This window comes from Halomonas sp. HAL1 (assembly GCF_030544485.1).
GTDB lineage: Bacteria > Pseudomonadota > Gammaproteobacteria > Pseudomonadales > Halomonadaceae > Vreelandella > Vreelandella arctica.
Genome location: NZ_CP130610.1, coordinates 208,832 through 235,286, shown reverse-complemented (window position 1 = coordinate 235,286; position 26,455 = coordinate 208,832). Strand labels below are relative to the sequence as shown.

The 26,455-nt window shown below is 54.7% G+C and carries 25 protein-coding genes; 12 read left to right on the top strand and 13 right to left on the bottom strand.

What is annotated here, in order from left to right; genetic code table 11:
• Positions 1–6: 6 nt before the first annotated feature.
• From Q3Y66_RS01105 to Q3Y66_RS01055, 11 genes are all read right to left on the bottom strand, one after another.
• Positions 7–2,301 carry an ATP-dependent DNA helicase gene (locus Q3Y66_RS01105; protein WP_008957064.1) on the bottom strand — a complete coding sequence of 765 codons (2,295 nt, stop codon included), beginning with the start codon at positions 2,299–2,301 and terminating at the stop codon, positions 7–9.
• Positions 2,298–3,989 carry a VRR-NUC domain-containing protein gene (locus Q3Y66_RS01100; protein ID WP_008957063.1) on the bottom strand — a complete coding sequence of 564 codons (1,692 nt, stop codon included), beginning with the start codon at positions 3,987–3,989 and terminating at the stop codon, positions 2,298–2,300. Before Q3Y66_RS01100 ends, Q3Y66_RS01105 begins: the two co-directional genes overlap by 4 nt.
• Positions 3,990–4,030: 41 nt before the next feature.
• A complete protein-coding gene (locus tag Q3Y66_RS01095) occupies positions 4,031–5,803 on the bottom strand; it encodes a hypothetical protein (protein WP_008957062.1) in 1,773 nt (590 codons plus the stop codon).
• A complete protein-coding gene (locus tag Q3Y66_RS01090) occupies positions 5,800–6,654 on the bottom strand; it encodes an ABC transporter permease (protein WP_008957061.1) in 855 nt (284 codons plus the stop codon). The genes Q3Y66_RS01095 and Q3Y66_RS01090 overlap by 4 nt, the downstream gene beginning before the upstream one ends.
• A gap of 2 nt (positions 6,655–6,656) precedes the next feature.
• Positions 6,657–7,580, bottom strand: a complete 924-nt coding sequence (locus Q3Y66_RS01085; RefSeq protein ID WP_035586415.1) for an ABC transporter permease — start codon at positions 7,578–7,580, stop codon at positions 6,657–6,659.
• 93 nt (positions 7,581–7,673) lie between these two features.
• Positions 7,674–9,203: an ABC transporter substrate-binding protein gene (locus Q3Y66_RS01080; protein ID WP_008957059.1), complete on the bottom strand. Its 1,530-nt coding sequence runs from the start codon at positions 9,201–9,203 to the stop codon at positions 7,674–7,676.
• Positions 9,204–9,253: 50 nt separating this feature from the next.
• Positions 9,254–11,110 carry an ABC transporter ATP-binding protein gene (locus tag Q3Y66_RS01075; protein WP_008957058.1) on the bottom strand — a complete coding sequence of 619 codons (1,857 nt, stop codon included), beginning with the start codon at positions 11,108–11,110 and terminating at the stop codon, positions 9,254–9,256.
• Between the two features lie 230 nt (positions 11,111–11,340).
• Positions 11,341–11,691 (bottom strand): hypothetical protein, encoded by a 351-nt coding sequence (locus Q3Y66_RS01070; RefSeq protein WP_008957057.1) that lies wholly within the window; start codon positions 11,689–11,691, stop codon positions 11,341–11,343.
• 102 nt (positions 11,692–11,793) lie between these two features.
• A complete protein-coding gene (locus Q3Y66_RS01065) occupies positions 11,794–12,828 on the bottom strand; it encodes a histone deacetylase family protein (RefSeq protein ID WP_008957056.1) in 1,035 nt (344 codons plus the stop codon).
• Positions 12,829–12,837: 9 nt separating this feature from the next.
• Positions 12,838–13,137, bottom strand: coding sequence for a GIY-YIG nuclease family protein (locus Q3Y66_RS01060; protein WP_008957055.1), 300 nt, complete (start codon positions 13,135–13,137; stop codon positions 12,838–12,840).
• Positions 13,130–13,603, bottom strand: a complete 474-nt coding sequence (locus Q3Y66_RS01055) for a YchJ family protein (protein ID WP_008957054.1) — start codon at positions 13,601–13,603, stop codon at positions 13,130–13,132. Before Q3Y66_RS01055 ends, Q3Y66_RS01060 begins: the two co-directional genes overlap by 8 nt.
• A 186-nt stretch (positions 13,604–13,789) precedes the next feature.
• Here Q3Y66_RS01055 and Q3Y66_RS01050 point away from each other — a divergent pair, with 186 nt between their 5' ends.
• Positions 13,790–14,101, top strand: coding sequence for a hypothetical protein (locus Q3Y66_RS01050; RefSeq protein ID WP_008957053.1), 312 nt, complete (start codon positions 13,790–13,792; stop codon positions 14,099–14,101).
• A 58-nt stretch (positions 14,102–14,159) separates the two neighbouring features.
• On the opposite strand, the gene argE is transcribed toward Q3Y66_RS01050, so the two are convergent.
• Entirely contained in the window at positions 14,160–15,332 is a 1,173-nt protein-coding gene (argE, locus tag Q3Y66_RS01045; RefSeq protein ID WP_008957052.1) for an acetylornithine deacetylase, read from the bottom strand.
• A 231-nt stretch (positions 15,333–15,563) separates the two neighbouring features.
• Here argE and ugpB point away from each other — a divergent pair, with 231 nt between their 5' ends.
• The 7 genes from ugpB (at position 15,564) to Q3Y66_RS01010 (ending at position 21,943) form a co-directional block, all read left to right on the top strand.
• Complete coding sequence (ugpB, locus tag Q3Y66_RS01040; RefSeq protein ID WP_008957051.1) at positions 15,564–16,889, top strand: sn-glycerol-3-phosphate ABC transporter substrate-binding protein UgpB; 1,326 nt, start codon at positions 15,564–15,566, stop codon at positions 16,887–16,889.
• A gap of 72 nt (positions 16,890–16,961) precedes the next feature.
• Positions 16,962–17,846: a sn-glycerol-3-phosphate ABC transporter permease UgpA gene (gene ugpA / locus Q3Y66_RS01035; RefSeq protein ID WP_008957050.1), complete on the top strand. Its 885-nt coding sequence runs from the start codon at positions 16,962–16,964 to the stop codon at positions 17,844–17,846.
• A gap of 38 nt (positions 17,847–17,884) precedes the next feature.
• Complete coding sequence (ugpE, locus tag Q3Y66_RS01030; protein WP_008957049.1) at positions 17,885–18,727, top strand: sn-glycerol-3-phosphate ABC transporter permease UgpE; 843 nt, start codon at positions 17,885–17,887, stop codon at positions 18,725–18,727.
• A gap of 2 nt (positions 18,728–18,729) precedes the next feature.
• The gene (locus Q3Y66_RS01025; protein WP_008957048.1) at positions 18,730–19,785 is read left to right on the top strand and encodes a sn-glycerol-3-phosphate import ATP-binding protein UgpC; all 1,056 of its coding nucleotides are present in this window, start codon (positions 18,730–18,732) and stop codon (positions 19,783–19,785) included.
• A 75-nt stretch (positions 19,786–19,860) separates the two neighbouring features.
• Positions 19,861–21,105: an RNA polymerase sigma factor gene (locus Q3Y66_RS01020; protein WP_008957047.1), complete on the top strand. Its 1,245-nt coding sequence runs from the start codon at positions 19,861–19,863 to the stop codon at positions 21,103–21,105.
• 82 nt (positions 21,106–21,187) lie between these two features.
• A complete protein-coding gene (locus tag Q3Y66_RS01015) occupies positions 21,188–21,550 on the top strand; it encodes a YciI family protein (protein ID WP_008957046.1) in 363 nt (120 codons plus the stop codon).
• A 21-nt stretch (positions 21,551–21,571) separates the two neighbouring features.
• Positions 21,572–21,943: a DUF1428 domain-containing protein gene (locus Q3Y66_RS01010; RefSeq protein WP_008957045.1), complete on the top strand. Its 372-nt coding sequence runs from the start codon at positions 21,572–21,574 to the stop codon at positions 21,941–21,943.
• Between the two features lie 149 nt (positions 21,944–22,092).
• On the opposite strand, the gene Q3Y66_RS01005 is transcribed toward Q3Y66_RS01010, so the two are convergent.
• The gene (locus tag Q3Y66_RS01005) at positions 22,093–22,542 is read right to left on the bottom strand and encodes a DUF305 domain-containing protein (protein ID WP_008957044.1); all 450 of its coding nucleotides are present in this window, start codon (positions 22,540–22,542) and stop codon (positions 22,093–22,095) included.
• A gap of 259 nt (positions 22,543–22,801) precedes the next feature.
• Here Q3Y66_RS01005 and phnD point away from each other — a divergent pair, with 259 nt between their 5' ends.
• The 4 genes from phnD to Q3Y66_RS00985 all read left to right on the top strand — a co-directional run bounded on the left by phnD (position 22,802) and on the right by Q3Y66_RS00985 (position 26,427).
• A complete protein-coding gene (phnD, locus tag Q3Y66_RS01000; RefSeq protein ID WP_008957043.1) occupies positions 22,802–23,710 on the top strand; it encodes a phosphate/phosphite/phosphonate ABC transporter substrate-binding protein in 909 nt (302 codons plus the stop codon).
• A gap of 111 nt (positions 23,711–23,821) precedes the next feature.
• A complete protein-coding gene (gene phnC / locus Q3Y66_RS00995) occupies positions 23,822–24,628 on the top strand; it encodes a phosphonate ABC transporter ATP-binding protein (protein ID WP_008957042.1) in 807 nt (268 codons plus the stop codon).
• Between the two features lie 61 nt (positions 24,629–24,689).
• On the top strand, positions 24,690–25,355 hold the full coding sequence (gene phnE, locus Q3Y66_RS00990; protein WP_303319519.1) for a phosphonate ABC transporter, permease protein PhnE: 666 nt from the start codon (positions 24,690–24,692) through the stop codon (positions 25,353–25,355).
• A gap of 58 nt (positions 25,356–25,413) precedes the next feature.
• Positions 25,414–26,427, top strand: coding sequence for an IS630 family transposase (locus Q3Y66_RS00985; RefSeq protein ID WP_303319479.1), 1,014 nt, complete (start codon positions 25,414–25,416; stop codon positions 26,425–26,427).
• Positions 26,428–26,455: the final 28 nt, after the last annotated feature.

Here is a 26,455-nt window from a genome sequence, read left to right as displayed (position 1 = left end):
CCTAAATTATGGGTTGGGATTTCCCAGCGACCACCAGCTTGGCAATAGCGAGCGCACGCTGGCCTGGGCAAAACGATCATCCATTAATACCACAACGCCCTCATCTTCAGGACTGCGAATCACTCGCCCTGCTGCCTGCACCACCTTGATCATGCCGGGAATGCGATAAGTGTAATCGTCACCTTTACCAAAGCGCGCGTTTAGCCGTGCTTTAAGCGCTTCGTTAAAATCGTTAAACGGCGGCAGCCCCAGCGTGGCAATAAAAGCGCCAATCAACCGGTCGCCGGGCAGGTCGATACCTTCCGCAAAGGCGCCGCCCAACACCGCAAAGCCGATGCCTTTTCCGCTGGGCGTAAAGCGCGCTAGAAACGCCTCCCGCGCTGCCTCGGGCATGCCACGGGTTTGGCTGAAAACGGGCACGCCTGGGTGCGCCTCGCGAAAGTGGTTCAGCGCGGCTTCCAGATAGGCAAAGCTGCTGAAGAACGCCAAGTAGTGGCCCGGTTTGCGCTGATACTGCTGCGACATGGTTGCCACCATCGGCTCAATCGATGCCTCTCGATCACGAAAACGGGTCGAAATATCGCTGCGAATACGCACTTCAAGCTGGTGCGCGCTGAAAGGGGAAACGACCTCGCGCCAGGGCGTATTCTCCGGCAAACCCAATAGATCCCGATAGTAGTGAGCGGGATTTAACGTGGCTGAAAACAGCACCACTGAGTGCGCGGCGTTAAACCGTGCAGACAGAAAGTCGGCGGGTATCAGGTTGCGTAACCCGAGCACGGCCCGCCCGCGGCCATGGCGAGTAATATCACACAGCGAATGCTCACCAAAGCGCTCCGCCAGCCGACAAAACGCCAGCGCCTCAAACAGCAGTTCTTGAAGTTCAAAACTGGTTTGCTCGGGGTGCTCGCCAAGATAATCAGTGATGGCAGACCCTACTTGCTGAGCGGCAGCCACCAGCTTATCGGGTAGCGCCGTTAGCAGTCGGTAGGCTGGTTTACCCTGACCACCCTCATTTTCCAGCTCCGCGTCTTTAACCACATTTTGCCACTGGCGGGCTAAGCGCCCCAAAGGCCCCGCCAGCGCTTTGGGAGATGTACGGCGTATGCGATTAAAGCGCTGCTGATCGAGCTCGGCGCTATACATGCCGCGGGCGCGCTCCACCAGGTTATGCGCTTCATCGACCAGCACGCCCGTTCGCCATTCGTTGGCCTGGGCCAAACCGTGCAGCAGGGCGTGGCTATCGAACCAGTGGTTAACGTCACCGACGATCATATCCGCCCAGCGCGCTAGTTCCTGGCCGAGATAATAGGGGCAAACATCATGCGCCAACGCCACTTCGCGCAGCGCTTCGCGATCCAGCCACCCCTTCTCCACCGCCGCTTGACGGGCAGCAGGTAAACGATCGTAAAAACCGGCAGCGAGCGGGCAAGACTCGCCATGGCAGGCGCGATCGGGGTATTCGCAGGCCTTATCACGCGCCACCAGCTCAAGCACACGCAAGGGCTGGGCTTCATCGCTCTGGCTGGCGCGCAGCGTGGCGAGAGCATCCAACGCCAAACGGCGGCCGGGGGTTTTCATGGTCAGAAAGGCGATGCGATCCAGCTGCTGTCGCGGCATCGCCAAAAGCATGGGGAACAGCGTGCCCAGCGTTTTACCAATGCCGGTGGGCGCCTGGGCGAGTAGGCAGCGCCCGGTGCTGGCGGCTTTATAAACGTCTTCGGCAAGTTCACGCTGGCCGGGGCGGAATGCAGCGTGGGGAAAGCGCAGGGTTTGTAGGCCAGCGTTTCGGCGCTGGCGATGGTCTGCCTCCTGTTTCGCCCAGCTAAGAAAGCGGCGGCACTGGGAGGCAAAGAACGCCTGCAGCTCGGCGGCGCTGGCGTCTTGACTCAGTAGCGTCTCTTTACCGCTGGCAATATCCAGGTAAACCAGCGTCAAGGTGATCTGCTCAAGGCTTCGCTCTGCACATAGCAGCGCGCCGTAGACTTTTACCTGCGCCCAGTGCAGCGCACGCTGATTATCCGCCATGCGCTCCAAGCTGCCGCGATAGGTTTTAATCTCTTCCAGGCGATTGGCCACGGGGTCAAAACCATCCGCTCGGCCCGTGACGACCAATCCCTCAAAGGCACCCGACAGCGGCAGTTCGGCAATATAGTCTGCCCCGCGTCGGCTAGCGACAAGAGAGTGCCCTTCGATGCCATCCCGCGCGCTGGGCGCAGGGGTAAAACGGTGATCGAGATCCCCTTCACGGGCAGTGAAATCACACAGTGCCCGCACCGCCACGCGATAGGTCGCACTCATACCTCAAACTCGTCGCTGGCGGTCCAGCGCACGTAACACACTGCGACGGGCATCTCATGACGGTGAAAAAATGTCAGCCAGCGGCGCTGGTTATCCTGCAACCTATCACCGGGGCCTTTGACTTCGATCATCCGGTAGCGCGGTTCGCCAGCTGGCGCGTCAGGCATAAACTGAATCAAATCCGGCAGCCCTGCCCGGTTGGCTTTCAAATCGCCCAGCAGCCGCTCAAAACAGTGTCGAAGGTGCTCAGGTGGGATACATGCCAGTGCGAGCTCAATGAGCGCTTCATCAACGATTGCCCAGTGAACAAACGGCGATGAAAGGCCCGCTTTCTCGCGCCAAGTCGTCTGAATGACTTCGCGGTAGCTGCCGTCTTCCAAGCTCCCTAGGCATGCATCGAAAAGATCACGCCGACGCGCCACAAAATCGTCGCGATACAAATCCGCTGGGCCATTATGAAAAGGGTGGAAGAAAGCGCCCGGCAGTGGAGCAAAAATCGCCGGCCAACAGAGCAAACCAAACAGCCCCGTGATCAGGCTGTTCTCCACATAGCAGACGGGTGCCTGGGGCTCGCTAAGGGTTTGAGCTACGGCGCGCTCAACGCTTTGCGGCCCCGGTAATTGCAAGTCCCAACGCTCATGGGCGGGCTCCGGGTCACTCGGCGAAGCAGGCAGTTTAAGCCGCCGCTGCAAGCGTGGCAGCAGCCGCGCCAGCGCTTGGTGCTCTGTCTCATTGGGGCTGCTATTAAGTGCCTTGCTCGCCAATTCAAAGGCAACCCGATGCTCGCCCTGCCTTTCCAACACCCGAAGCTGGCGTATCCGCGCTTCGCTGCTGTTAGAGTCGCGATAAAGCGTCAGCGCCAGCGCTGCATCTCCGCTACGCTCTGCCTCTCGGCCCAACTGCAGCAGCAACCGTGCACGCCGCGTAGCGAGCCAACGGTTATCCGCGCGCGGCGGCACCTCAATATGTAGATCAGGGGGCAATTCTCCTGCATCAAGACGTTGACGCAGTTGATGGAGCGCTAAGTAGGTATCCACTTCCTGACGCGATTGGAAGGCGCGAGAGTGCGGCGTAAAAGACACCGTCTCAAAGCGTTGCAGCCCCAGCTCGGTCAACACGAACTCCGCCCAGTCCTGTCGCAGGTTGCCAAAGAACATCAGCCGCAGCCGGTCGCAGGTCTCCATTACCTTGAGACGCACGATTTGATCGCTGGCATCAGGCCACCATGCTTGTAAGGGTGCGGTGTGTGTCAGTTGGCTCGTTAAGGTGTCGTAGAGCACCGCTTTAGCGCTAGACATGCTAAGCCCAGCGGCACGTATCTCATCGGCTAACATGTGGCGAAGTTCGGCGAGGCGCAGCTGGTTAAATAGCTCATCGACGCTAAGCGCCGGATCGTTATCGACCCAGTCCAGCGCGATCAATGGCGCTATTGCCTCAGCGCTGTCACCCACCTCGGCATAGCTTAATTTGCTGAGTCTAAACAGCTCACCTTTACGCATGACCATGCGCACCAGCAGTGCTTGAGAGGCCTGGGGTAACCGTTCGAACTGCTCAAGAAAAGTAAGCTCGTCTGCAGTAAGCAGATCAGCATGGCGTTCCCCGACCCAAGCCAAAACGAAGCGAAAGTTCGTCAGGTAATAGTAGGGATCATCGAGCGAGGCGGTAGGCGTATCGAAAGCACTGTTCATTTATCCATTGTAACAGTGCGAACGTTTTGCCGTCATTGAGATTAACTATCCAATGAGAGCGTTTGAAAGGCGTTATAGGCTGCCACCACCGTTGCCATTTGCGCCGCATGAGCCTGCACAAACGCTTCACCAGTTAAGGTCTCGTCGGGGTATTCGGTAATCAACATTAGCGACGTTAATTGATCGGCGTCTTCCGAGATTAGGTAGGGGAAGCCATTCAACATCGGGAAGGTTAACGCTCCCGCATGGGTCTCAAATAACGCAATTTGCGCAGCATTAAACTCGACTAGCCCAGGCACTTGCGCAAGCTGGTGGGTAACGGCTTCCACCAATTGCTCAGCCGCCGTTTCCCAACCCGGCTGATGGCGGAGAATCAAAAAGAAACCCTTTGGAATCGTCCACATCTCAAAGCCACGGGGTACGTAGCCGTTCAGCGGTCGTGTCCACTCGTGGGCGGGGTAACCGTGAAGATTGACATGCAGCCCGGCGCCGCTGGTCGCGAATGCCTGTTCACGGATGGCGTGCTCAAACGGTTGGCCTAGCGGCTGACTCTGCAGGTCATTACCAAAAGCCGTATAGCGCGCAGCGTGGTGCATGTGGCGCGGTTGAGTGGCGACAAGTCGGCTCTGCAGCGCGTAGCCGTCGGGGTTCTCTAAAGGAGAAATAACATAGTGTGCCTGAGGCTGCTCACTTAGCGCTTGCGCCGCGCGCAGTGCTCCAACGACGCCGGATGTTTCGTTGGCGTGCTGCCCCGCACTGATGATGACGGCGCGATCGCTACCCTCCACATAGCGAGCTTCCAGCACTCTGCCCGCTCGGGTGGTGGCATACAGCGACTGGCCACCAAGCGCCGCCAATAATTGCTTAATCTGATCAGTGCCGATGGCCTGCTGGGCAGAGCCCAGCTCGGTCATCTCGTCACGCTGTGCCTGCAAAGTATCTAAAGAGCGAAGGCTGACTTTCAAATAGGCGCTTTCACCCTGGGAGGATATCTCCGGCACAATCTGCCCTGGCTGAATCGAACGGTCACCTAGCGCTAAGCCCGCGCGGTGCTGGAAATACTCCAGGGTAGAAAAATAGAGTTCTTCATGGAGCGCCTCAGCAAGGCTGATATGTTCGTCATCCCAGGCTAAGCGGCGGTCACTGCTCGGCAAATGTACCGTAAAATTGAGTTCTTCAAAGTAAGGCGATGCTGGCTGCCACGGGGTTGAAGAGAGCGTTGCCATCGCGGCTTGAAACAGCGCTTCATAGTCGGTCTCGACGATTGTTTCACTGACGTCGCCCTGAGGCGAGGTCAGCCGCAGCCAGCCACAGGGCGAAAATTGCGCCTCGCCCACATGGTCCTGATGATGACGATTGAGCGTTTCAACGAGATATGTTTCCTGGCTACCCGAGCTGCGCTCCACTTGAACGCGATAATGGATAGGTTTGGCGATAGCCGTGGTTTCAATGCCCTCCCAGCGTAGTGATACGCCTTGCGGAAGCAGCGCCGCTAGCGGATAAGCCTCAAGCAAAAAACGTCGCGGTGCGTTCGCCAGCACGGGGTACTCAATCACCAACGCTTGCAGCGACGCCCAAGAAAACTCTTCTAAAAAGAAATGTACCAGTGGTTTATAGGCACTGCGCAAGCGTGCGCTAATGCCAGCGGCATTGAATGCAGCTTCCGTCGCTTGTCGTTCGGCTTCATCATCAAACACCCACGCCTCCAGTTGGAAGCATTGATAAGCAGGTGTGGCATACTCATCAAGCAAAGCGCGAGTGGTACGTGGAAACGAGCGCTCTAACAATATCTCGATAGCAGGTTCGTTGGTCATAAGGAAGTGCGTCCAGTGGGATCCAGGGCATCACGTAGCCAGTCGCCCAGCAGGTTCAGCCCCAATACGGTTAACAGAATAGCCAAGCCGGGGAACACGCTTACCCACCACGCCGTTTGCAGGTAGGTCCGCCCTTCAGCCAGCATGCCGCCCCAACTCGGAATCACCGGATCCACGCCCAAGCCTAAAAAGGTCAGGCTGCTCTCCAGCAGAATATTATTGGCCACATTGAGGGTCATCAGCACAATGACGGGGCCAATCAGATTCGGCAGCAGATGCTGGAACAGAATACGAATATCTTTTACCCCAATCGCTTTGGCCGCCAGAATAAATTCGCGGTCGCGCAGCGATAGCACAGAGCCGCGTACCAAGCGCGCGTACTGCACCCACTGGGAGATAATCAACAGAATAATCATATTGGTTAACCCGCCACCAATCACAGCGATAAAGGTAATCGCTAGCAGGATAAAGGGCAGCGCGAGTTGCACGTCGGCAAAGCGCATCACGATCATATCCAGGAATCCACCGTAGTAGCCGGATACCAACCCCATAATGATGCCGATCACCACCGCCCCAAGGGCTGAGTAGACCCCGACTTTTAGCGAGATTTCACCTCCGACAATCACCCGCGCGAGCACGTCCCGGCCTAATGGGTCTGTACCTAGTGGAAAGCCAGGCTCTACCAGCGGCGGCGTTAAACGGTAGGCTAAGTTAAGCTCTGAACCTCCTCCGGGAAACAGCCAGCCGGAGAAGATCACCGCTAAACCGATACCGCCAACGAGCAGCACGCCAAGGATAAACTCAAGGTTCTTAAAGCGTTTCAATTTGTCGATTTTAATAGCTGCGGTCATGGTTATTCCTTGCGCACCCTGGGGTCGACCAGGCCATAGGCGATATCAACGAGAAGGTTGATGGAGATGATCATTAACGAGAGCACGGTGATAACGCCTTGTAGGACAGGGTAGTCCCGGGCCGATACGGCTTCGAAAGCCAAGGTGCCTAATCCCGGCCAGTTAAAGACACGCTCGACAACCACGATACCGCCCAACAGACCACCGAACTGCAAGCCAAAATAGGTGATCAGCGGAATGGAGCAGTTACGCAGCGCATGTTTGTAAAGTACGACCGTGTTGGAAAGACCTTTTGCCCTCGCCACCATGATGTATTGAGAGCGGAGGGTATCCAACATAGTGGTTCGTACTAGGCGCACATTGGTGGCGGTTAAAATGATCCCCATCGTCGCCGCGGGCATAATGAAGCTGGAGAAGCCCTCCATGCCACTGGGCGGCAGCAGATTAAAAGTGATGGAGAGCAACAGCACCAGCATGATGGCCAGCCAGAAGTTAGGAAAAGAGAGCCCGATCAGGGAAAAAATCCTGATCATCTGGTCGGGCCACCTTCCTCGCGATACCGCTGCCTTGATTCCCAGCGGTATCGATACCACGATAGACACAAACAGCGAGGCGAAAGCCAGCGCCAAGGTGGCGGGCAGAGCGCGACCGATCAGGTCACTCACTGGGGTCCCGCCCATAAAGCTGCGCCCGAAATCGCCCACCACCAGCCCCTTCAGGAAACCGATGTACTGGGCCAGGAAGGATTGATTCAACCCCAAGGCTTCACGAATCTTTTCCAGATCCGCCTCGGTAATACTCCCCGCCCCTTGTGCCAGCATGACCGCCGGATCACCGGTTAACCTGATCGCAAAAGAGACGATCAACGTCACGGCGATTACCACAAAGACGGCCTGCAGTATTCGATAAAGAAGAAATTTTGCCACTATGACCCCAAGCCCGTAACGCTTACATGAAGCTTTTGTGAAGTGTCAGTGTGAAGAACCGGCCACCCTTTCAAGCGGCCGGATGGCGTACGTTTATTCACTAACGTCGACGTTGCTTAACCGCATACGATTATCCGGGGCAGGCTCAAAATTCTCTACCCGGTCACTGACGCCATAGAGGGCATTGATGCTATAGAGCGGCATTTCCAAAGCGCGATCCTGGGTGTACTGCGCAATCGCCTGGAGCAGCGTTTCACGCTCTTCCTGATCAGTAATGCTGCGCTGGGCTTCGAGCATTTCATCTAACTCAGCGTCACTGTCATAAGGATTCCAGCGTTCACCAGTGTGGTACATCAGGTAAGCAGTATTATCGAAGTCAAAGGTCCAGCCGCCCCACTTCTGCTGGAACATCTCACCCGTGCGGCCTGCCGGAATAATGTCGTTCAGTAGCACATTGGTTTCATAAGGCTGGATCGAAGCGGTTATACCCACCCCTTGTAGGTAAGACGCCACTACCTGGGCCACCTCACCAAAGGTGGCATCGTTGCCACGCACATCTATCTGTACCGTTGCGCCTTGTTCGACGCCCGCTTCATCCAGCAGTGCGCGAGCCTGCTGCGGATCATACGGCAGGGGCTCCATATCAGGGTCGTTACCGAAGGACTGGGCACCCTGGAAGCTGGCGATCATTTCACCCTCGCCAGCCAGGATGGAGTCGATAATCGCCTGGCGATCCACGGCCATGATCATGGCTTTACGCACGCGTTCGTCGGCGGTAATACCTGATTGGGTGTTGAAGCGAATCGCTTCCACCGTCGGCGAAGCCACGCTGACGATGCTGGCCCCGTCATGGTTATTGATCGTGTCGATCATGCCAATAGGAATCGTCGGCGGAATAACGATATCGACCCGTCCAGCCTGCAGCTCAGCCACGGCGGTGGAAGGCTCGGAGATAAAGCGGTAAGTCACTTCATCCAGCTTCGGCGCGCCGTCCCAGTGGTCAGCAAAGGCCTCAAGCTGAACGTCTTCACGGGGGTTATATTCCACTACTTTAAAAGGCCCAGTGCCTACCGGATGGGTATTGAAGTGTTCATCCCCATGCTCGGTCAGGTACTCCGGTGGCACAATCATCGCCCCGTAGCCTGCTAGCTTGGTGAGCAGTACGGGATCAGGTTCATTCAGGTGGAAGTCGACAGTGTAGTCATCGATGACTTCCACGCTTTCAATCGCCGTATAGTTGGAGCGCTGGGGTCCCTGACCGCCCTCCTCGCCTAATAAGCGATCAAAGGTGAACTTTACCGCTTCAGCATTGAAGGGTTCGCCATTATGGAAGGTAACGCCTTCACGCAGAGTGAAACGGATACGGGTACCATCATCTAGTTCTTCCCATTCGGTGGCTAGGCCAGGCACCAGTTCTAAATCAGGTCCACGATAGGTCAAACCATCGAAAATATTGGTGGCGACCGATGCCCAATTCACCAAAAAAGTATCGATGGGATCCCAACTACCCGGATCTTGCGGTGAAGCAATCGTTAATGAACCAGCCTGCGCAGAGGCAGAGAAGGCAACGCTCAGTGCCATACCGGCGATGGCACCATTGAGCACGCGTTTGTTTTTCTTCATGGGATTACTCCTGTTGTTGTCTCACAGTTTTTATACCATCAGGAAACTAACTATGATGCCAAACGCTCGGCGCTGCCTACTTCCTGGGCAACGAAATGACCGCTAGCCACCTGCACTAATGGCAAATGTTCTGGCTCATCACCGACCTTACGGATAGGGCTAAGAATATCGCCCTGCAGCAATGTACGCTCCCGCCTCTGTGCGGGGTCGGCCACCGGCACAGCGCTCAACAGCTTGCGGGTATAGGAGTGCTGAGGCGAATCAAACACCGCTCGACGCTCGCCTAACTCAACGACTTGGCCAAGATGCAGTACCGCCACGCGGTGGCTCATTTTTTCCACTACAGCCATGTCATGACTAATGAACAGATAGGCCAAGCCTTCGTCTTGCTGCAATTCCATGAGCAAGTGAATGATCTGCGCCTGGATAGAAACATCAAGGGCGGATAGCGCTTCATCAGCAATGATCAACTTAGGCTTGGAAGCCAGAGCGCGGGCAATACATACCCGTTGGCGCTGGCCGCCAGAAAACTCATGGGGATAGCGCTCAGCCTGATCAGCACTCAAACCAACGCGCTCAAGTAACTGATTAACGCGCTGACGGATTGCTTTAGCACCGTGCAACAAGCCGTGCGTACGAATAGGTTCGGCTATCGAAAAGCCCACGGTTTTGCGGGGATCCAAGGAGGCAAACGGGTCTTGAAAAATGTACTGCACTTCTTGGCGCAGGCGCATTTTTTCTGCCCGGGACATGTCGGCCACGGCCTTGCCACCAAAGCGTATCGTGCCACTGGTGCATTCCTGCAACTGCTGAATGGTGCGCCCGATGGTCGACTTGCCAGATCCCGACTCGCCTACCAGCGCCAGCGTCTCTCCAGCAAAAATGCTGAAACTGACATTTTCCACCGCATGGACGCGATGGCTAACCCCCCCAAAGAACCCTTTTCGGATATCGAAACGGGTGACTAAATTTTCTATCTCCACCACCGGGGCTTCATCGATTCTAGCGGTATCCTGCTGACGACTTTCACCCAGAGTGCGCGCAACATTTCCATCCAGCACCACTAATGGATCCATGCGTGGAAGAGCTTCGCCCTGCATACTGCCAAGTTTAGGCACCGCCGCTAACAGTGCTTGGGTATAGGGGTGTTGGGGGCGGGCGAAAATCTCCTCCACCGCCCCTTCCTCGACCTTTTCGCCATGGCGCATGACCACTACCTGGTCGGCCATCTCCGCCACCACCCCCATATCGTGGGTAATGAAGATGACAGCCATCCCTAGCTCCTGCTGCAGGTCACGCATAATGGTAAGGATCTGCGCCTGAATGGTGACATCCAATGCGGTGGTGGGCTCATCGGCAACCAGCACTTTTGGTCGGCAGGCCAGCGCCATCGCTATCATCACTCGTTGGCGCATGCCGCCGGATAGCTGGTGGGGGTAACGTTTTAACAGCGCTTCAGCATCGGCCAGGCGCACCAGTTTTAACAGTTTTACTGCTTCGACCCGCGCCGCGTCTTGGGTTAGCTTCTCATGCAATACCAGCACTTCGGTAATCTGATCGCCAATGGTGTAAACCGGATTCAGCGACGTCATGGGCTCCTGAAAAATCATGGCAATCTCTTTGCCACGTATCTTGCGCATCGCCTTATCCGAAAGCTGGGTAAGATCTTGCGGTTGAGAGCCACTGGCGTCACGGTGGAACAGTATTGTGCCGCTGGTAATTTCAGCATTCATGTACTCCACCAAGCGCATAATAGCCAGTGAAGTCACCGATTTACCCGAGCCAGATTCGCCAACGATTGCCGTCGTTTTACCGGGATAAACATCAAAACTCAGATTTTTAACAACCTGGTTGGAGCCAAAATTCACGCCCAAGGAGCGAACCGATAGCGCTGGAGTAATGGTCACAAGATGTATTGCCCCCTGCTCTTAGATAGCGTTTTTGTAAAACGTTAGTCGAGTAGACATATCCTTTCAAACTACTCATCTTGTTAAACTTTTGTCAACACATCGTTGTTAAGCGCCTACTAATTTTACTGCCATTAAAAGATTCGGCTACCTGTTAAGACATACATCTCGCGCACAAAAAAAGCCCCATCGCAGGAGCTTTTGATCGCAGTTAGTGCTGATGAGCGCTGTTACCCCACTCGGTGCTGCTTGAGCACGGTGAGGCTTCGCTCTTCTTCGCTTAATGCTTCTGTGCCTTGGGTTTGCACAGGCGCTTGGCGGGTGCCGACTAGCACATACCACTCTGCCTCTGAAAGGTAGGTTTGGCACCAGCGGCCGAGTTCGGCGGCGCTCTCTTCGCGGCTAGTTTCACCGCAGCGATAGTCGTTCGCCAGATGGAGGAGATCTTGGCGGGCAGTGCGCGCACGGGCATTGCCACCGTGTACTTTTACCAACGGGCAGCGTCGGTCATAGGCGGCGTTGGTTAACGCATTAAGCCAACGCTCCAATTCATGGGCCTGAATTCCACCATACACTGCCACGCTTGAGCTCCCTGCCCCGTTAAAAGGGCAATAGCCTGCCCGATTTAGGGGCCGCTGTCACGGTTAACCTTTACCCTTGTTTAGATGCAGTTCCAGGCCGTTTTATAGCGCCTGCTCAAAACCTTGTAACACGTTGACTACATTGACACCGATTTCATCTACCGCATAGCCCCCTTCCATCAGAAACACACTGGGTAAGCCAGTTTGAGCTAAGCGTTCGCCTAATAGGGTAAAATCAGCGCTGGCAAAGGTGAAGGCACTTATCGGGTCGCCCTCAAATATATCGACCCCTAACGATACGATTAAACACTCACATTCAGCGGCTTTAATCTGCGCCAACGCCTTCTCCAGTGTCGCCATCCATGTAGTCACACTGGTGCCCGGCGGTAACGGGTAATTGACGTTAAACCCCTCGCCCTTACCTTCGCCGTTTTCATCAGCGTAGCCCAAATAGTAAGGAAAGGTAACTTCGGGATCGCCGTGCAGCGAGATAAACAGCACATCGTCACGCTTGTAGAAAATCTGCTGGGTGCCATTGCCGTGGTGAAAATCGACGTCAAGAATCGCGACTCGGCGCTTACCTGCATCCAGCGCCCGTTGGGCGGCAACGGCGGCATTATTAAAAAAGCAGTAGCCGCCAAACTGATCAAACGCGGCGTGATGACCTGGCGGGCGACACAAGCCAAAACTGGGTTCGCCGGTTTGTAACGTATGCTCTACCGCGCCTAACGCCACATCTTTACTCGCCATGGCGGCTTCAAAAGTACCTTCTGAAATGGACGTTTCCGCCGCCAGCGCGTAGTAACCCAGCCGACCACTAACCGATTGCGGAATGCGATCACCTCGCATGGTTCGAGCGGGCCAAATATTGGGAATCGCCTCACCTTCATGCCCCGCCGCTTGCCACTCTTTCCAGCAGTTGGCTAAAAACGATACGTACTCTTTATCGTGCACCGCTAGCACCGGCGCTAGCCCATAGGCGGCGGGCGCTTGAATATCGCCAAGCCCAGACTGACGAAGATGCTTGAGCACTAAATCGAGGCGCTCAGGGCACTCGAATGGCGTCACCAACGCGCCGTCATGTAGTTCGGTGCGCGCTTGGCGCAAGCGGCTATCCTCTGAATAAAACGTCAGCATTTCGGCTCCTTAATCGGCATCTAACTGCACAGGCCACTGCTTGGCCCAGCGGCGTTTTTGGCTCGGCGTTTGCTGCTTTAACTGATATTCGGCTCGGCTGGCGGCGGCGCGGTCTTCAAACGGTTTGGCGCCGAGCAGCGCAACGGGCGGATTAGCGCGGGTATAGCGCGCCCCTTTGCCCGTGCAGTGCGCCTGATAGCGCTTCGCAAGATTATTGGTAATGCCCGCGTAAGTTCCGCGCTGGCACTCCAGTAAGTAGAGATACCATTGCGGCTCGGCTTTCCGAGGCTGAACGATGCCACTATTCACCGCAACAACCCTTTAATTTACGCCCGCTACCACATAAGCACGGGGCATTACGGCGCGGCTTTAAACGGGTAAGCATCGGGGTGCCGTCGATATACCACCAGCGCTGCTGCTCTTTAACAAAGCGGGAAACTTCCTCTAATACATGCCAGCCTTTTTGCTCTCGTCTTCGTTCATAAAAATAGGCCTTAAAATGGACATAGCCGCTATCTTCAAGCGGCGGCTCTGCTGAGACAATGGTTAGCGACTTCCACGCAGTGTCGGGATCCGACCCAAGTTCTGCTGGCCTTGTAGTAGGGTGCCACGTGGCTAGTAAGTAGTCCCTGAGGCCCAATGCAAAAGCCGAATAGCGAGATCGCATCAATGTTCCAGGATCCAGTGCGGCGGCGCCTTGATGGTACCGGCCACAGCAGCTACTCAGCATTAAATCGCTACCACAGGGGCAACTTACATCAGTCGTGCGGGTCATAACCTAAGCTCTTTAGCCATCTCTTCTATAGCCTAACCGATACGTCCTATGCGCGTCGCCCAGCGTGTATCAGTATTGTTTCGATATTCACGCTGGGTTAGGTATATAGTAGTGTGGCAATACATTCAGACGACGGAGTACGAATCACGATAGATCATTCTTTCCAAAATTTTTGGAGGTTCTCCTATGAAGGTCTTTAAACCGGAATGGCAGTGCACGTTTAGCGTAAACGAAGGCGCGGAAGAATCAGCAACTTGGAAAGAGAAAATCGCGTGGCGGCTCAGGGGAGTTGCGGATCGGCTGGAAGGCGGCGGGCGCACGGTAAAAATCGATTATCGCGTGACGCCAGCCGTTAGCCCACAGGAAGTGGATACTTGCTTAGGCAAGGGCTTCGAAGTAACTCAGCGCCTGTTGACGCAGTTAGCCCAACAGCAGGCGTGCGAAGATGTGATGCGCCATGCAAAAGCTGAGCTGTTTGAACAACATCCTCAGCACTGAAATGGTAACGCCAAAAATCCCACCCCTTTAACCGGGTGGGATTTTTATTGGGTGACCATTAACTTCCTTCAGCAGGCCTTTCGAGCGCCTTACCCATTTTGGTTAGAAAGTCCTCGCACGCTTCAAGCTGCTCAATGTCGACATATTCATCGGGCTGATGCGCCTGGGCGATGCTGCCAGGGCCAAGAATAATGGTCTGTAAGCCCTGCCCTTGAAACTGCCCCGCTTCTGTAGCGTAAGCCACCGCATGGTTGCAGCACCCTGCTGGCAAATGGTCTTTGGCTAAGCGAAGCACATGGCCGTTATCGCGGTCGGCCAAGCCCGGCACTGTCACGTTTAGCGGCTCAGTGGTGATATCAACGTGCTTGCCTTTGGCCTTAAGCTCACCGGTTAGCTGTTCACAAAACGCCTCAAAGCGCGCGTATATCTCATCGAAGGTATCGGTCGGCAGGTGACGGATTTCCCACTCGAACTGACACTCCCGCGCCATAATATTGATGGCCGTTCCGCCTTTGATTTTGCCTACATGTAGGCTGGTGTGAGGCACGTTAAAGGCTTCATCAACTCGCCCCTCTTCGACCAACGCCGCCATGGTGTCTTCAATAAAGGTGACGAGTCTTGCCGCCACGTGAATGGCTGAGGTGCCTTGATTCACTTGGCTGCTATGAGCTTCCTGGCCAGTCACCGTAGTGCGCAGGTTGGTAGCGCCTTTCTGCGCGACCACAGGTTGCATGCTGGTGGGCTCGCCAACAATCACATGAGCGGTGGTGGAGTAGTGCTCGTAAAAGCGTTTAATCAGGCTGGGCGCACCCACGCAGCCGATCTCTTCATCGTAAGAGAAGCCAAGATAAATGGGCTGCTGCAGAGGCGCTTTCGCCCAATTAGGCACCATCGACAAGACACAGGCGATAAAACCTTTCATATCGCAGGTACCCCGCCCGTAGAGCCGCCCATCATTACCGTCGCGCAGGGTAAAGGGATCGCTCGACCAAGGCTGCCCTGCCACCGGCACCACATCGGTATGCCCGGAAAGCATTACTCCACCTGGGGCATCGGGGCCGATTCTTGCGATCAAATTGGCCTTGGTGCCGCAGGGGCTCATCACCCGCTCGGCGCTAACGCCCACCTCGGCCAAATAGCCTTCAACATACTCAATCAGCGCCAAATTGGATTCGCTGGAGGTGGTGTCAAAGGCAACCAGTTTTTCGAGTAGAGCGATAGCGTGAGGCATTATGTTCTCTTTCCAAAATAGCTTTTCAGCAACAGCTTTTTAAAAGTAGCTTACCGCTAACCCTAACACCCCTCAGACTCTTCGCCTACTCTGCCCGGCACGCCAGCTGTCATCTTGTATTCACCTTGCCTTCATCAAAACGTCACCGTCACTTTCTACTGTTCAGTGCATCCAAAAATCTTAACAACCGCACTGCATGCCTGACTGAGTTCGGGCCCACAAGGAGCTGTTATGTCACGTTTTACACTGCACACGATTGCCGTTGGTGTGGCAACTGCCAGCCTAAGCCTATCCGCCCAGGCCGCCACGGAAATTAGCTGGTGGCACGCCATGGGCGGTCAGCTCGGTGAAATTCTTGAGGGCATCACCGAGGATTTTAACCAGTCACAAGACGAATATCAGGTCACGCCCAGCTACCGCGGCACCTATGCCGAAACCATGACCGGTGCCATTGCCGCTTTCCGTGCCAACGAACAGCCACATATCCTGCAGGTGTTTGAAGTCGGCACCGGCACCATGATGAACGCCAAAGGCGCCATCTACCCGGTATATGAACTGATGGAAGAGCACGGTCGCGCTTTCAATAATGAGGCCTTCCTGCCCGCCGTGGTCGGTTATTACACCGATACCAATGGCAACATGCTCTCTTTCCCGTTCAACTCTTCTACGCCGATTATGTACTACAACCGCGACGTATTTGAGGAAGCGGGCCTCGATCCTGAACAGCCGCCCGAAACGTGGGAAGCGCTGGCAGAAGCCTCTCGTCAAATCGTCGAATCCGGGGCGGCTAGCTGCGGTTTCACTTCGTCTTGGCCTAGCTGGGTAATGCTGGAAAACTTCTCCGCCATGCATAACTCGCCGCTCGGCACATTGGAAAACGGTTTTGGCGGCATGGAAACCGAGCTAAATTTCAACAATGAGCTGGTCGCCCGTCATTGGGATAACCTACACGACTGGCAGGAAGAGAACATTTACCGCTGGGCTGGCCCCGGCACCGGCCCGGATTCAGAGCCGATGTTCTATTCCCAGGACTGTGCGATTTTCTTTGGCTCTTCTGCTTCCCGCGCCGATGTCGCCGCCAACTCAGAATTTGAAGTCGGCTTTGGCATGCAACCCTACTACGATGACGTAGAAGGCGCACCGCAGAACTCGATTATCGGTGGCGCTACGCTCTGGGCACTTCAAGGCCACAGTGATGAAGAGTATGAAGCGGTTGCCGCTTTCTTTGAGTACCTCTCTCAGCCTGAAGTACAGGCAGAGTGGCATCAGCAAACAGGCTATCTGCCAATTACCCAAGCCGCTTGGGATTTGAGTGAAGAGCAGGGCTACTACGAAGAGAACCCCGGTGCGGATATTTCTCTGCAGCAAATGACGCTCAACGAGCCGACCGAGAACTCGAAAGGCCTTCGTTTTGGTAACTTCGTCCAAATCCGCGACATCATCTCCGAAGAGATGGAAGCCGTGATGACCGGTGGCAAATCGGGTCTGGAAGCCGCAGACGACGCGGTAGAGCGCGGCAATGCGCTGCTGCGTGACTTTGAATCCGCCAACCAGTAAATAAGCACTTACTTCGCCGCCGACCCTCTTGGGTCGGCGGCGAAGTTATTTTGATAGGTTGAAGAGCTGCCCATGCAAACTAAACGCATGACGTTTCCGGGGCGATGGTTGCCTTTCGCGCTGCTGGCGCCCCAGGTGATTGTGACGCTGATCTTTTTTATCTGGCCTGCGGGCCAGGCGCTGTACCAATCGCTACTGCGTGAAGACGCTTTTGGGCTGCGCTCTACGTTTGTGGGCCTGGAAAACTTTGCCCGCCTATTTCGCGACGGTAGCTACCTCAATTCGATGTCGGTGACCGCCATATTCGCTGTTGGCACCACGCTGGTATCGATGTCGGTGGCGCTACTGCTGGCTAGCACTGTGAACCGAATGATTCGTTCACGCAGCACCTATACCACGCTCCTCGTTTGGCCCTACGCCATTGCGCCTGCCATTGCAGGTGTTTTGTGGTGGTTTATCTTCAATCCTTCCATCGGCATCGTGCCCTATATGCTGGAAATGGTCGGTTACCAATGGAACCACCGAAACTCGGGGAGCGACGCCATGCTGCTGGTCATTCTTGCCGCGGCCTGGAAGCAGATCTCTTACAACTTTCTGTTCTTTTTGGCGGGTCTACAGTCTATTCCGCAATCGCTCATTGAGGCAGCCTCAATTGATGGCGCCAGCCCTATCAAGCGATTCTGGACGATCATTTTCCCACTGCTTTCGCCCACGACCTTCTTCTTGATGGTGGTTAACGTGGTGTACGCCATGTTCGACACCTTCGGCATTATCCACGCCACTACCCAAGGCGGACCGGCTCAGTCGACCAATATCTTGGTTTACAAGGTCTACGCCGATGGTTTTGTAGGCCTCAATTTGGGTTCATCCGCGGCTCAGTCGGTGATTCTCATGGTGATTGTGGTGGTGCTCACAGTGATTCAGTTCCGCTTTATTGAGCGGCGCGTTAACTATTAACGAACGTACTATTAAATCGGCCTCGTTGGAGTGTTGTCATGGTTGAAAATCGCCCATGGGCCAATTTTTTTGCCCATACCATATTAATCATTGGTGTCGCGCTGGTGGTCTTTCCGGTTTATATCGCCGTTGTGGCCTCGACCCAGGCGCCGGGTGAGTTAATGCGTGGCACCATGCCGCTGCTACCTGGCAGCCATGGGATCGAAAACTATACCCAGATGTGGCAGTCGGGCATATCGACAGCTAACTCACCGCCTGCCGCGCTGATGCTTTGGAACAGCTTTGTGATGGCCATGGCCATCACCGTGGGAAAGCTGTCCATCTCCCTGCTTTCCGCCTTTGCGATTGTCTACTTCCGCTTCCGTTTTCGGATGTTCTTCTTCTGGCTGATCTTCGTCACCCTGATGCTGCCGGTTGAGGTGCGCATTATCCCCACCTTTCAGGTGGTTGCGGATCTTAATATGCTCAATAGCTTTGCCGGGCTGTCGATACCGTTAATTGCCTCAGCCACCGCGACCTTTCTGTTCCGACAGTTCTTTATGACCATCCCCGAAGAGATGCTCGAAGCCGCCCGAGTCGACGGCGCCGGGCCGTTCAAATTCTTTAAAGACATCTTGATGCCGCTCTCCGTGACCAACATCGCAGCGCTGTTTGTGATCATGTTTATTTATGGCTGGAACCAATACCTCTGGCCGCTGCTGATCACCACCGACCCCAACTACACCACCATTGTGATGGGCATCCAGCGCATGACCTCGGAAGAGAACCCACAATGGCACCTGGTGATGGCCGCAGTGGTAATGGCAGCGCTGCCGCCGGTATTAGTGATTCTGTTTATGCAACGCCTGTTTGTGAAAGGCCTGACCGAGACGGAGAAATAAGAATGGCCAGTATTACCTTGGAAGGGCTAAAGAAAACCTATACCGGCAATGTAAACGCGGTGAAAGGTATCGACCTACACATTGAAGACGGTGAATTCGTAGTACTGGTCGGGCCTTCGGGCTGCGGAAAATCCACCCTGCTACGCATGGTAGCGGGGTTGGAAACCATCACGGAAGGCACGCTAAAAATCGGCGATCGGGTGGTGAATAAACTCGAACCCGCCGAGCGCGATATCGCCATGGTGTTCCAGAACTATGCGCTCTATCCACATATGACGGTGTACAACAATCTCGCCTATGGCCTGAAAAACCGCGGCTTTAAAAAAGATGAGATTGAGAAGCGCGTGCGCGTTGCCGCCAAAATGCTTGAGATCGAAGAGTTTCTGGATCGCAAACCGCGCAAGCTCTCCGGCGGTCAGCGCCAGCGGGTGGCCATGGGCCGCGCCCTGGTGCGCGACCCAGCGGCGTTTCTGTTCGACGAGCCACTCTCGAACCTGGATGCCAAGCTGCGTGTGCAGATGCGCGTGGAGATCAAGCAGCTACAGCGGCGCCTGAAAACCACCAGCCTGTACGTGACCCACGACCAGCTGGAAGCCATGACCCTGGGCGATCGCTTAGTGGTACTAAACGCCGGTCAGATTGAGCAAGTGGGCACGCCCATGGAGATCTACGCCCACCCCGCCACCATGTTCGTCGCCGGGTTTATCGGCTCCCCCGCCATGAACATGCTGCCGGTGGATTACTTGAACGAACAAGGCGCCAACGGCCTGCTGGATAACCTGCCAGAAGGCACCGATATCGTCGGCATTCGACCGGATGATATGCACTTGGCTCCCCCCGAAGCGCCGCATCTGATTGTCGACTCAACGCTTGCGCTGTTTGAAGCCGCCGGCGCCGAAAGCCACCTGTACGTGACCCTCGCCGATAGCGACCAGCCCACGGTCATCCGCGTGTCGGGCCAGCCGCCAGTCGCCGAAGGCGAAACCCTGCGATTTTTTGTGACCCGCGACGCGCTGCATCCTTTCAACAGCACCACGGGAAAACGCACAGGGGATTGAACGCCTCCCCCAAAAAAACAAGTCAATGGAGAAACCATGCGCTACGTTTGAGATAAAGCTTCCGAATCTACCTTGATGAGTACTGAACCTGCATCCATTGATGACCTGTATCGTGAGCACTCCCGGCGCGTGCAGGCGACGCTGATACGTCTGCTGGGGGATTTTGAGCTGGCCGAAGAAGCCATGCAGGATGCCTTTATGGCGGCTATTCAACAATGGCCGGTTAACGGCAAACCTGACAACCCCACGGCATGGCTAATTCGCACCGGCTACCACCGCGGAATAGACCAAATCCGCCAACGCAGTACTGCTCGCCGTCGGGCTCACTTGCTATTACCCATAGAGCTGTTACCTACAGAAGAGACGCTGGATCTTGAGCTAACGGCTATCGAAGACGACGCCTTGCGGCTGCTATTCACCTGCTGCCACCCAAGTTTGAGCATGGAAGCACGGATTGCCCTGACGCTGCGCGAGATGTGCGGCTTGACCACTGAGCAAGTAGCCAGCGCGCTACTGATGAAGCCTACGACGCTGGCACAGCGTATCGTACGAGCCAAACGCAAAATTCGCGATGCGCATATTCCTTATGCCGTACCTACCCAGGAAGAGCTGCCCGAGCGCCTACCCGATGTGCTCCAAGTCATCTATCTGGTCTTCAATGAAGGCTACTCACGCAGCACGGGAGCCAGCGTGGTCGATATCAGTCTTACCCAAGAAGCCATGCGACTGGGCAATGAGCTGACACGGCTACTGCCCAAGGGTGAGGTATTTGGGCTGATGGCCTTGATGCTGCTTAATGATGCACGCCGGGATGCGCGCCAGGATAACGACGGAGAACTGGTGACACTGGATGCTCAGGACAGACGTCTATGGCGCCAGGAGGATATCCACGTCGGCATAGCGTGGCTGGAACAGGCGCTGGCGCTCACCCCCACTGGGTACTACACCCTCCAGGCGTCGATTGCCGCCGTACATGCCCAGGCTAGCCGCGCAGAGCAGACCGATTGGGGGCGTATCGTCAGGCTCTACGATGCCCTCTGCCGACGTTTTCCATCCCCCATCCTGGCGCTGAATCGTGCGGTCGCCATTGCCATGAATGGTGCGCCCGATACCGGCCTGAAGTTACTCGACGACATCGCTCATCATCCGCAAATAAGCCGCTATTATCTCTTTTATGCCGCTAAAGCGGATTTACTGCGTCGCCAAGGCCAGCATGAGGCCGCGCGCAGCGCCTATCAACAGGCGCTGCTATTGGTCACCCTGGATCCAGAAAAACGGTTTTTGAACAGGCGATTGGCAGAGCTCGAAAATTCCCCATAAAAAAATGCTTAGGCTATGTCGATTCAAGACAATGCCAAACGACTAAAGAGAGTCACTACCCTGACCAACCAGGAGACTCCCCATGAAGTACGTTGCGCTGGTGTATTACCAAGAGCAGATTATCAACGCCATGAGCGAACAGGCATGGCAAGACCTCAATCAGGAGTGTATCGCCGGGGTAGAGCGCTTGAGCACCAACGGCCACTACCTAGCCGGACAAGCGTTACAGCCAGTAGAAACCGCTACCACCGTGCGTGTACGCGATGGCGAGACATTAATCTCCGATGGCCCCTTTGCGGAAACCAAGGAGCAGTTGGCCGGCTTCTACCTGCTCGAAGCCCACGACTTGAATGAGGCGCTGCAGCTGGCTAGCCGCATCCCACCAGCCCGGCTGGGCAGCATTGAGGTACGCCCCGTTCGAGAACTCCCCCCTAAAGCACAATAAAACAGTAATAGGAGAACAGCCATGAGCAAGCTTACACACCCTTATGTAGATGGTTTCGTCGCTGCCGTGCCCAGCGCTAATAAAGATGCGTTTATTGAGCATGCCCGTGCCGCGGCCGTTGTTTTCAAGGAGCACGGCGCACTGCGGATCGTGGAGTGCTGGGGAGACGATGTCCCCGAAGGGGAAGTGACCTCCTTTTCCATGGCGGTCAAACGCAAGGATGACGAAAGCATCATCTTTTCCTGGATAGAGTGGCCATCGCGGGCCGTGCGTGATGAAGGAATGGCCAAGGTCATGCAAGACCCGCGCTTGCAGATGGATGTTAATCCAATGCCGTTTGATGGCAAGCGACTCATTTTCGGTGGTTTTAAAAGTATCATTGATGAGGAGTGACAGGGCACCGGCCGACATAAAAGTTGGAAGCGCTATGCGTGAACCGAGGCATAGCGCCTTCCAAGCCAATGTCCGACCGACTACCCGCCAACTGAATTTCGATAATCTTGTTCCAACCTACCCACCAGTAGCGGTTTCACTAAACGTTATTACTCATCTTCAATATCCGCTATTAATGCTTTCATTTCTGCGATCTCTTCCCGCTGGGTCTCGATAATCGAATCGGCGAGTTCGCGTACGCGGGGATCGGTTATCTGAGCACGCTCACTGGTCAGAATGGCAATAGAGTGATGCGGAATCATCGCCTTCATATAGGAAACATCATCCACCGTCTGCTGGCTACGCACCAACCAAAGCGCCCCGGCAAAGACCACGATGCTGCCCACCAAAATAGCCAGGTTCACGCCCTTTTTAGAGTACATATCAAGCATGAAACCCAGCATGACCACTGCCATCGTGGCACCCATGACAATAGCCATGTAGGTACGGGTTTCACTAAAAGTGACATGATCCAGCTGGTAAGTGTTCAGGTACATCAATCCCAACATGATCACGGTCGCCGTCACGATCATAGCGCCGAAACGTAAATACATTTTCATCAGATTCCTCCTTGAACCAATTATCGGAGTTACGAGTGTAGATACCGATTCGTTACTCTGCCGAATCATGTCGCTGGAAACGCTCTTTATGGCTAGCTCCATATTCATGCATTGGCAGCTTAGCAATAAAGGTGGAGCAGAGAGGCTGTCATAAATCCGTGACGAGAACGTCATCTTAACTACACCTTACCTTCATTGTCGGCTGCCACTCTAACTACCACTTGAATATAGACATATTTCGCCGACAGGATGACAACTAATGCATAAAGCCAATATTTGTAAATTGAGTATTCGAAACGCAGCTTTGAGCCTAGCTATTACAGGAGCCGCCGCCTTTACGGCGCCGTCGGTGCTGGCCAATGACGATTTAAGCAATGTTTGCCCTAATCCCATTCGCATGGCCGATACCGGTATTGAAGGCATGGGGCCCCTAGAAGACGCCTTTGGCCCCTTTGCCGAAGCGTTTGAAACCACTACTGGCCTTGAACTGGAGATGTTCAGCCTGAGCAACCGCACCGCCGCAGGCACCGCACTGCAGTACGATGATGTTGAGCTTGTTTTCGCCGGACCTTCTGAGTTTGTTCTGTTTGATCGCGAAAGCGATATTGAAATTCTGTTTGCCATTGAACGCCCGCACTACGGCAGCAGCTTTTTTGTCCCCGCTGACAGCGATATCGAAACGCTTGAAGACCTTGAAGGCCGTCGCGTGGCGCTGAAAGACGTAGGCTCTACGAGTGGGCACATTTTCCCGAGCCAGATGTTGGTCGACGCGGGCTTAGACATTCAACGCGATCTGGAAATTATTATGGCCGGTGATGCGCGCATTGCCGCGCTGGTCAACGGTGACGTAGATGCCATGGGCGGCGGCAACCGGGATATCGATGAAATTCAAGCCATGGACCCCAATGGCGAGTATCGCGTTATTGCCCAGAGCGATGTATTGCCCGGTGACCCAGTCGTTATGCGCGGCTCTTTGGATGATGCCTGCAAAACAGCCCTACGCGAGTCACTCCGAACCAATGCCGATACGCTTTGGAGTGCGCTGATTGCGACAGATCGCAACGAAGATAAGTTTTTAAACCGCGACTCTTCACTCGGATTTGACCGTACCAACGAAGATTACGACGTGGTTCGCCGTGCATACGAAGCAGCCGGCATCTCCCTGTAAGCATCTCTCTCTTTTGTTTCACTTCAGCACAGGGATGTGCTGCTTTTAGGTAGGCTTTACCATGAATATTGACCTTACTCACCTCCTGACCTTAGCGCAGGAGGTTTTTTTATGAAGGCTATCAGCGTCCAAGACGTGCATAAACGCTATGGCGAACTGCACGTACTGCGTGGCTTAACGCTGGAGATTAGCAAAGGCGAGTGCGTCATCCTCTTAGGGGCAAACGGCTGCGGCAAGTCGACACTGATGCGCTGTTTGAATGGATTAGCGCCTCATGACCAAGGAAATATCTCCATTTTTGGGGAGCCCCTCAACCACCGTTCCAAAACGAAGTTACGTCAGTTGAGGCGCAAGGTGGGCGTGGTTTTTCAGCAATTTAACCTAGTGCAAAACGTCAGCGTGTTTCAAAACGTGCTGTATGGCGCCATGGGGCAACAACGCTTTGGCCTGCTCTCCTCTCTCGCCTGCGTTGCAAGCCATGAACTGCGTGAACGCGCTATGACATCGCTTGAACGCGTTGGATTAGCGCACAAAGCCCACGCTGACTGTCGAGAACTTTCCGGCGGTCAACAGCAGCGCGTGGCCATTGCTCGCACACTGATGCAAGACGCCGAGATCATTATTGCCGACGAGCCGGTGGCCAGCCTTGATCCAAAGGCGGGAAAAGAAATCATGGACTTGTTGCTCGATGTAGTGGCTGAACGGCAGCTAACCGTGCTCTGCACGCTGCATCAGTTGGAATTAGCTCAGCAGTATGGTGACCGCATCGTCGGTATGAAAGCGGGGCAAATAGTGCTCGATTCGCCGCGCCAGCAAGTGTCACTAGCTACTATGCAGCAGCTTTATCAAGGCGATGTTCGGGTTGATCAAACCTCTGGTCAAGCACCTGCCACCACCGCCATCCCCTCTACCCGTTAATGTCGAGAGCGCTATGCCTATACAACGTCGTACCTCTTCTTCTCTTCCACCGAGATTTGCCATGCCTTCCCCGTTTACTTGGGGAGTGGTGTTAATCTTTTTAGCGCTGTTTATTCAGGGCGTGATGGCCACCAACTTAACGCTGGAACGCCTGCTGCGCGGCGGCGTCAATTTAGCCCACTTTATAGGGCGCGCCTTTCCACCCGACCTCGCCGATCTCGATGTGCTGGCGTGGTCAATGTATGAAACCCTCAACATTGCCATTGTGGGGGTCACCATTGGGGTTATTTTGAGCGTGCCTTTCGCGCTACTGGCCGCTCGCAATACTTCGCCAGCACCCTGGGTTCGATCAATTACCCGTTTGATGATCGCTACCATGCGTACTATCCCTGACCTTATTTGGGCGCTTATTTTTGTAGTCGCGGTGGGCCTTGGCCCTATTGCGGGAGTGCTTGCCATTGTGATGGATACCATCGGCTTTGCGGCCCGTTTCTTTTCAGAGCGTATTGAAGAGGTTCACCCGGGTCCATCGGAAGCGTTAAGCGCGACTGGCGCTGGCAGGCTGTCAGTGATCGGCGGTGCCATTTTGCCAGAAACACTGGCATCGATGACCGCCACTAGCCTTTATAGCGTCGAAAAAGCGCTGCGTTCTGCGGTGACACTTGGACTGGTAGGTGCAGGCGGTATTGGGGTTGAACTAGCGGCTGCGATGCGCTTATTTAAGTGATTCTGCATAAATTATCGCGTATAAAGAACAAAGATCCATCAGAGTAAAATACAGAACCATGTCTCGGCGCTTACGTTTCGTTTCTTTAACACCTGACCAGCAACGTATCTTAAATGAAGCCTACCAGTACGGCGAAAAGAGAGCACTACGTCGTCGGGCCCACGCCATTCTGCTCAACCACAAGGGCCATACGATTAACCAGATTCGCGATATTATTGGGGTTAAGCGCGATACGGTATCGACTTGGTTATCCCAATGGGAAGCAGACGGTATTGAAGGTCTTCAAGACAAGCCTCGCGAAGGACGCCCGCACCTTCTCAGCGAGAGCGATCTTGCTGTGTTAGAACAACTGGTTGAAGAGTATCCCCATCAATTGCCTGTCCTCCATGCCAAGTTTCAGGAGCAGACAGGTAACGTCGTCAGCCAGGACACGTTGCGGCGCGCGTTAAAAAAAGGCTATAGCTGTAAGCGGATACGCCGCTCATTGAGGGCACATCGTGACGAAGCGGATTTCCGCCATACGCAAGAGATAATCAATGTATTGAAGGAGTGGGAAGATGATGGTGAGTGCGATCTCTATTTCTTTGATGAAGCCGGTTTCTCGCAATCATCGTCACTTCCTTATGCATGGAGCCCGATAGCCAAGCCCTGGGAAGTCACGGCCTACCCACACAGCAAACGGCTGAATGTACTGGGCTTTCTCACCAGAAAAGGTGAGTTTTTTCACCATATGACCACCGACTCAGTGACCACTGAAACCGTTATAGAAGCCTTTGATCAGTTTGCGGCACATAAAGACCCTGACGCATTCGCCGTCGTGATACTGGATAATGCCAGGATGCACCGTTCCAAGGCGTTCCAGCGCAAACTTATTGATTGGATGGCACATCGCATTCACCTGGTCTACTTGTCGCCATATTCGCCGGAGCTGAATCTGATCGAAATCCTTTGGCGCGAAATCAAATACCGGTGGCTACCGTTAACAGCCTACAGTTCGTTCGATAAGCTTTGTGAAGCGGTCAAAAAAGTATGTAATGGTTACGGCACTGATTACTCAATAACTTTTGCATAACCACTTAATTATGACCGTGCGTTAACCA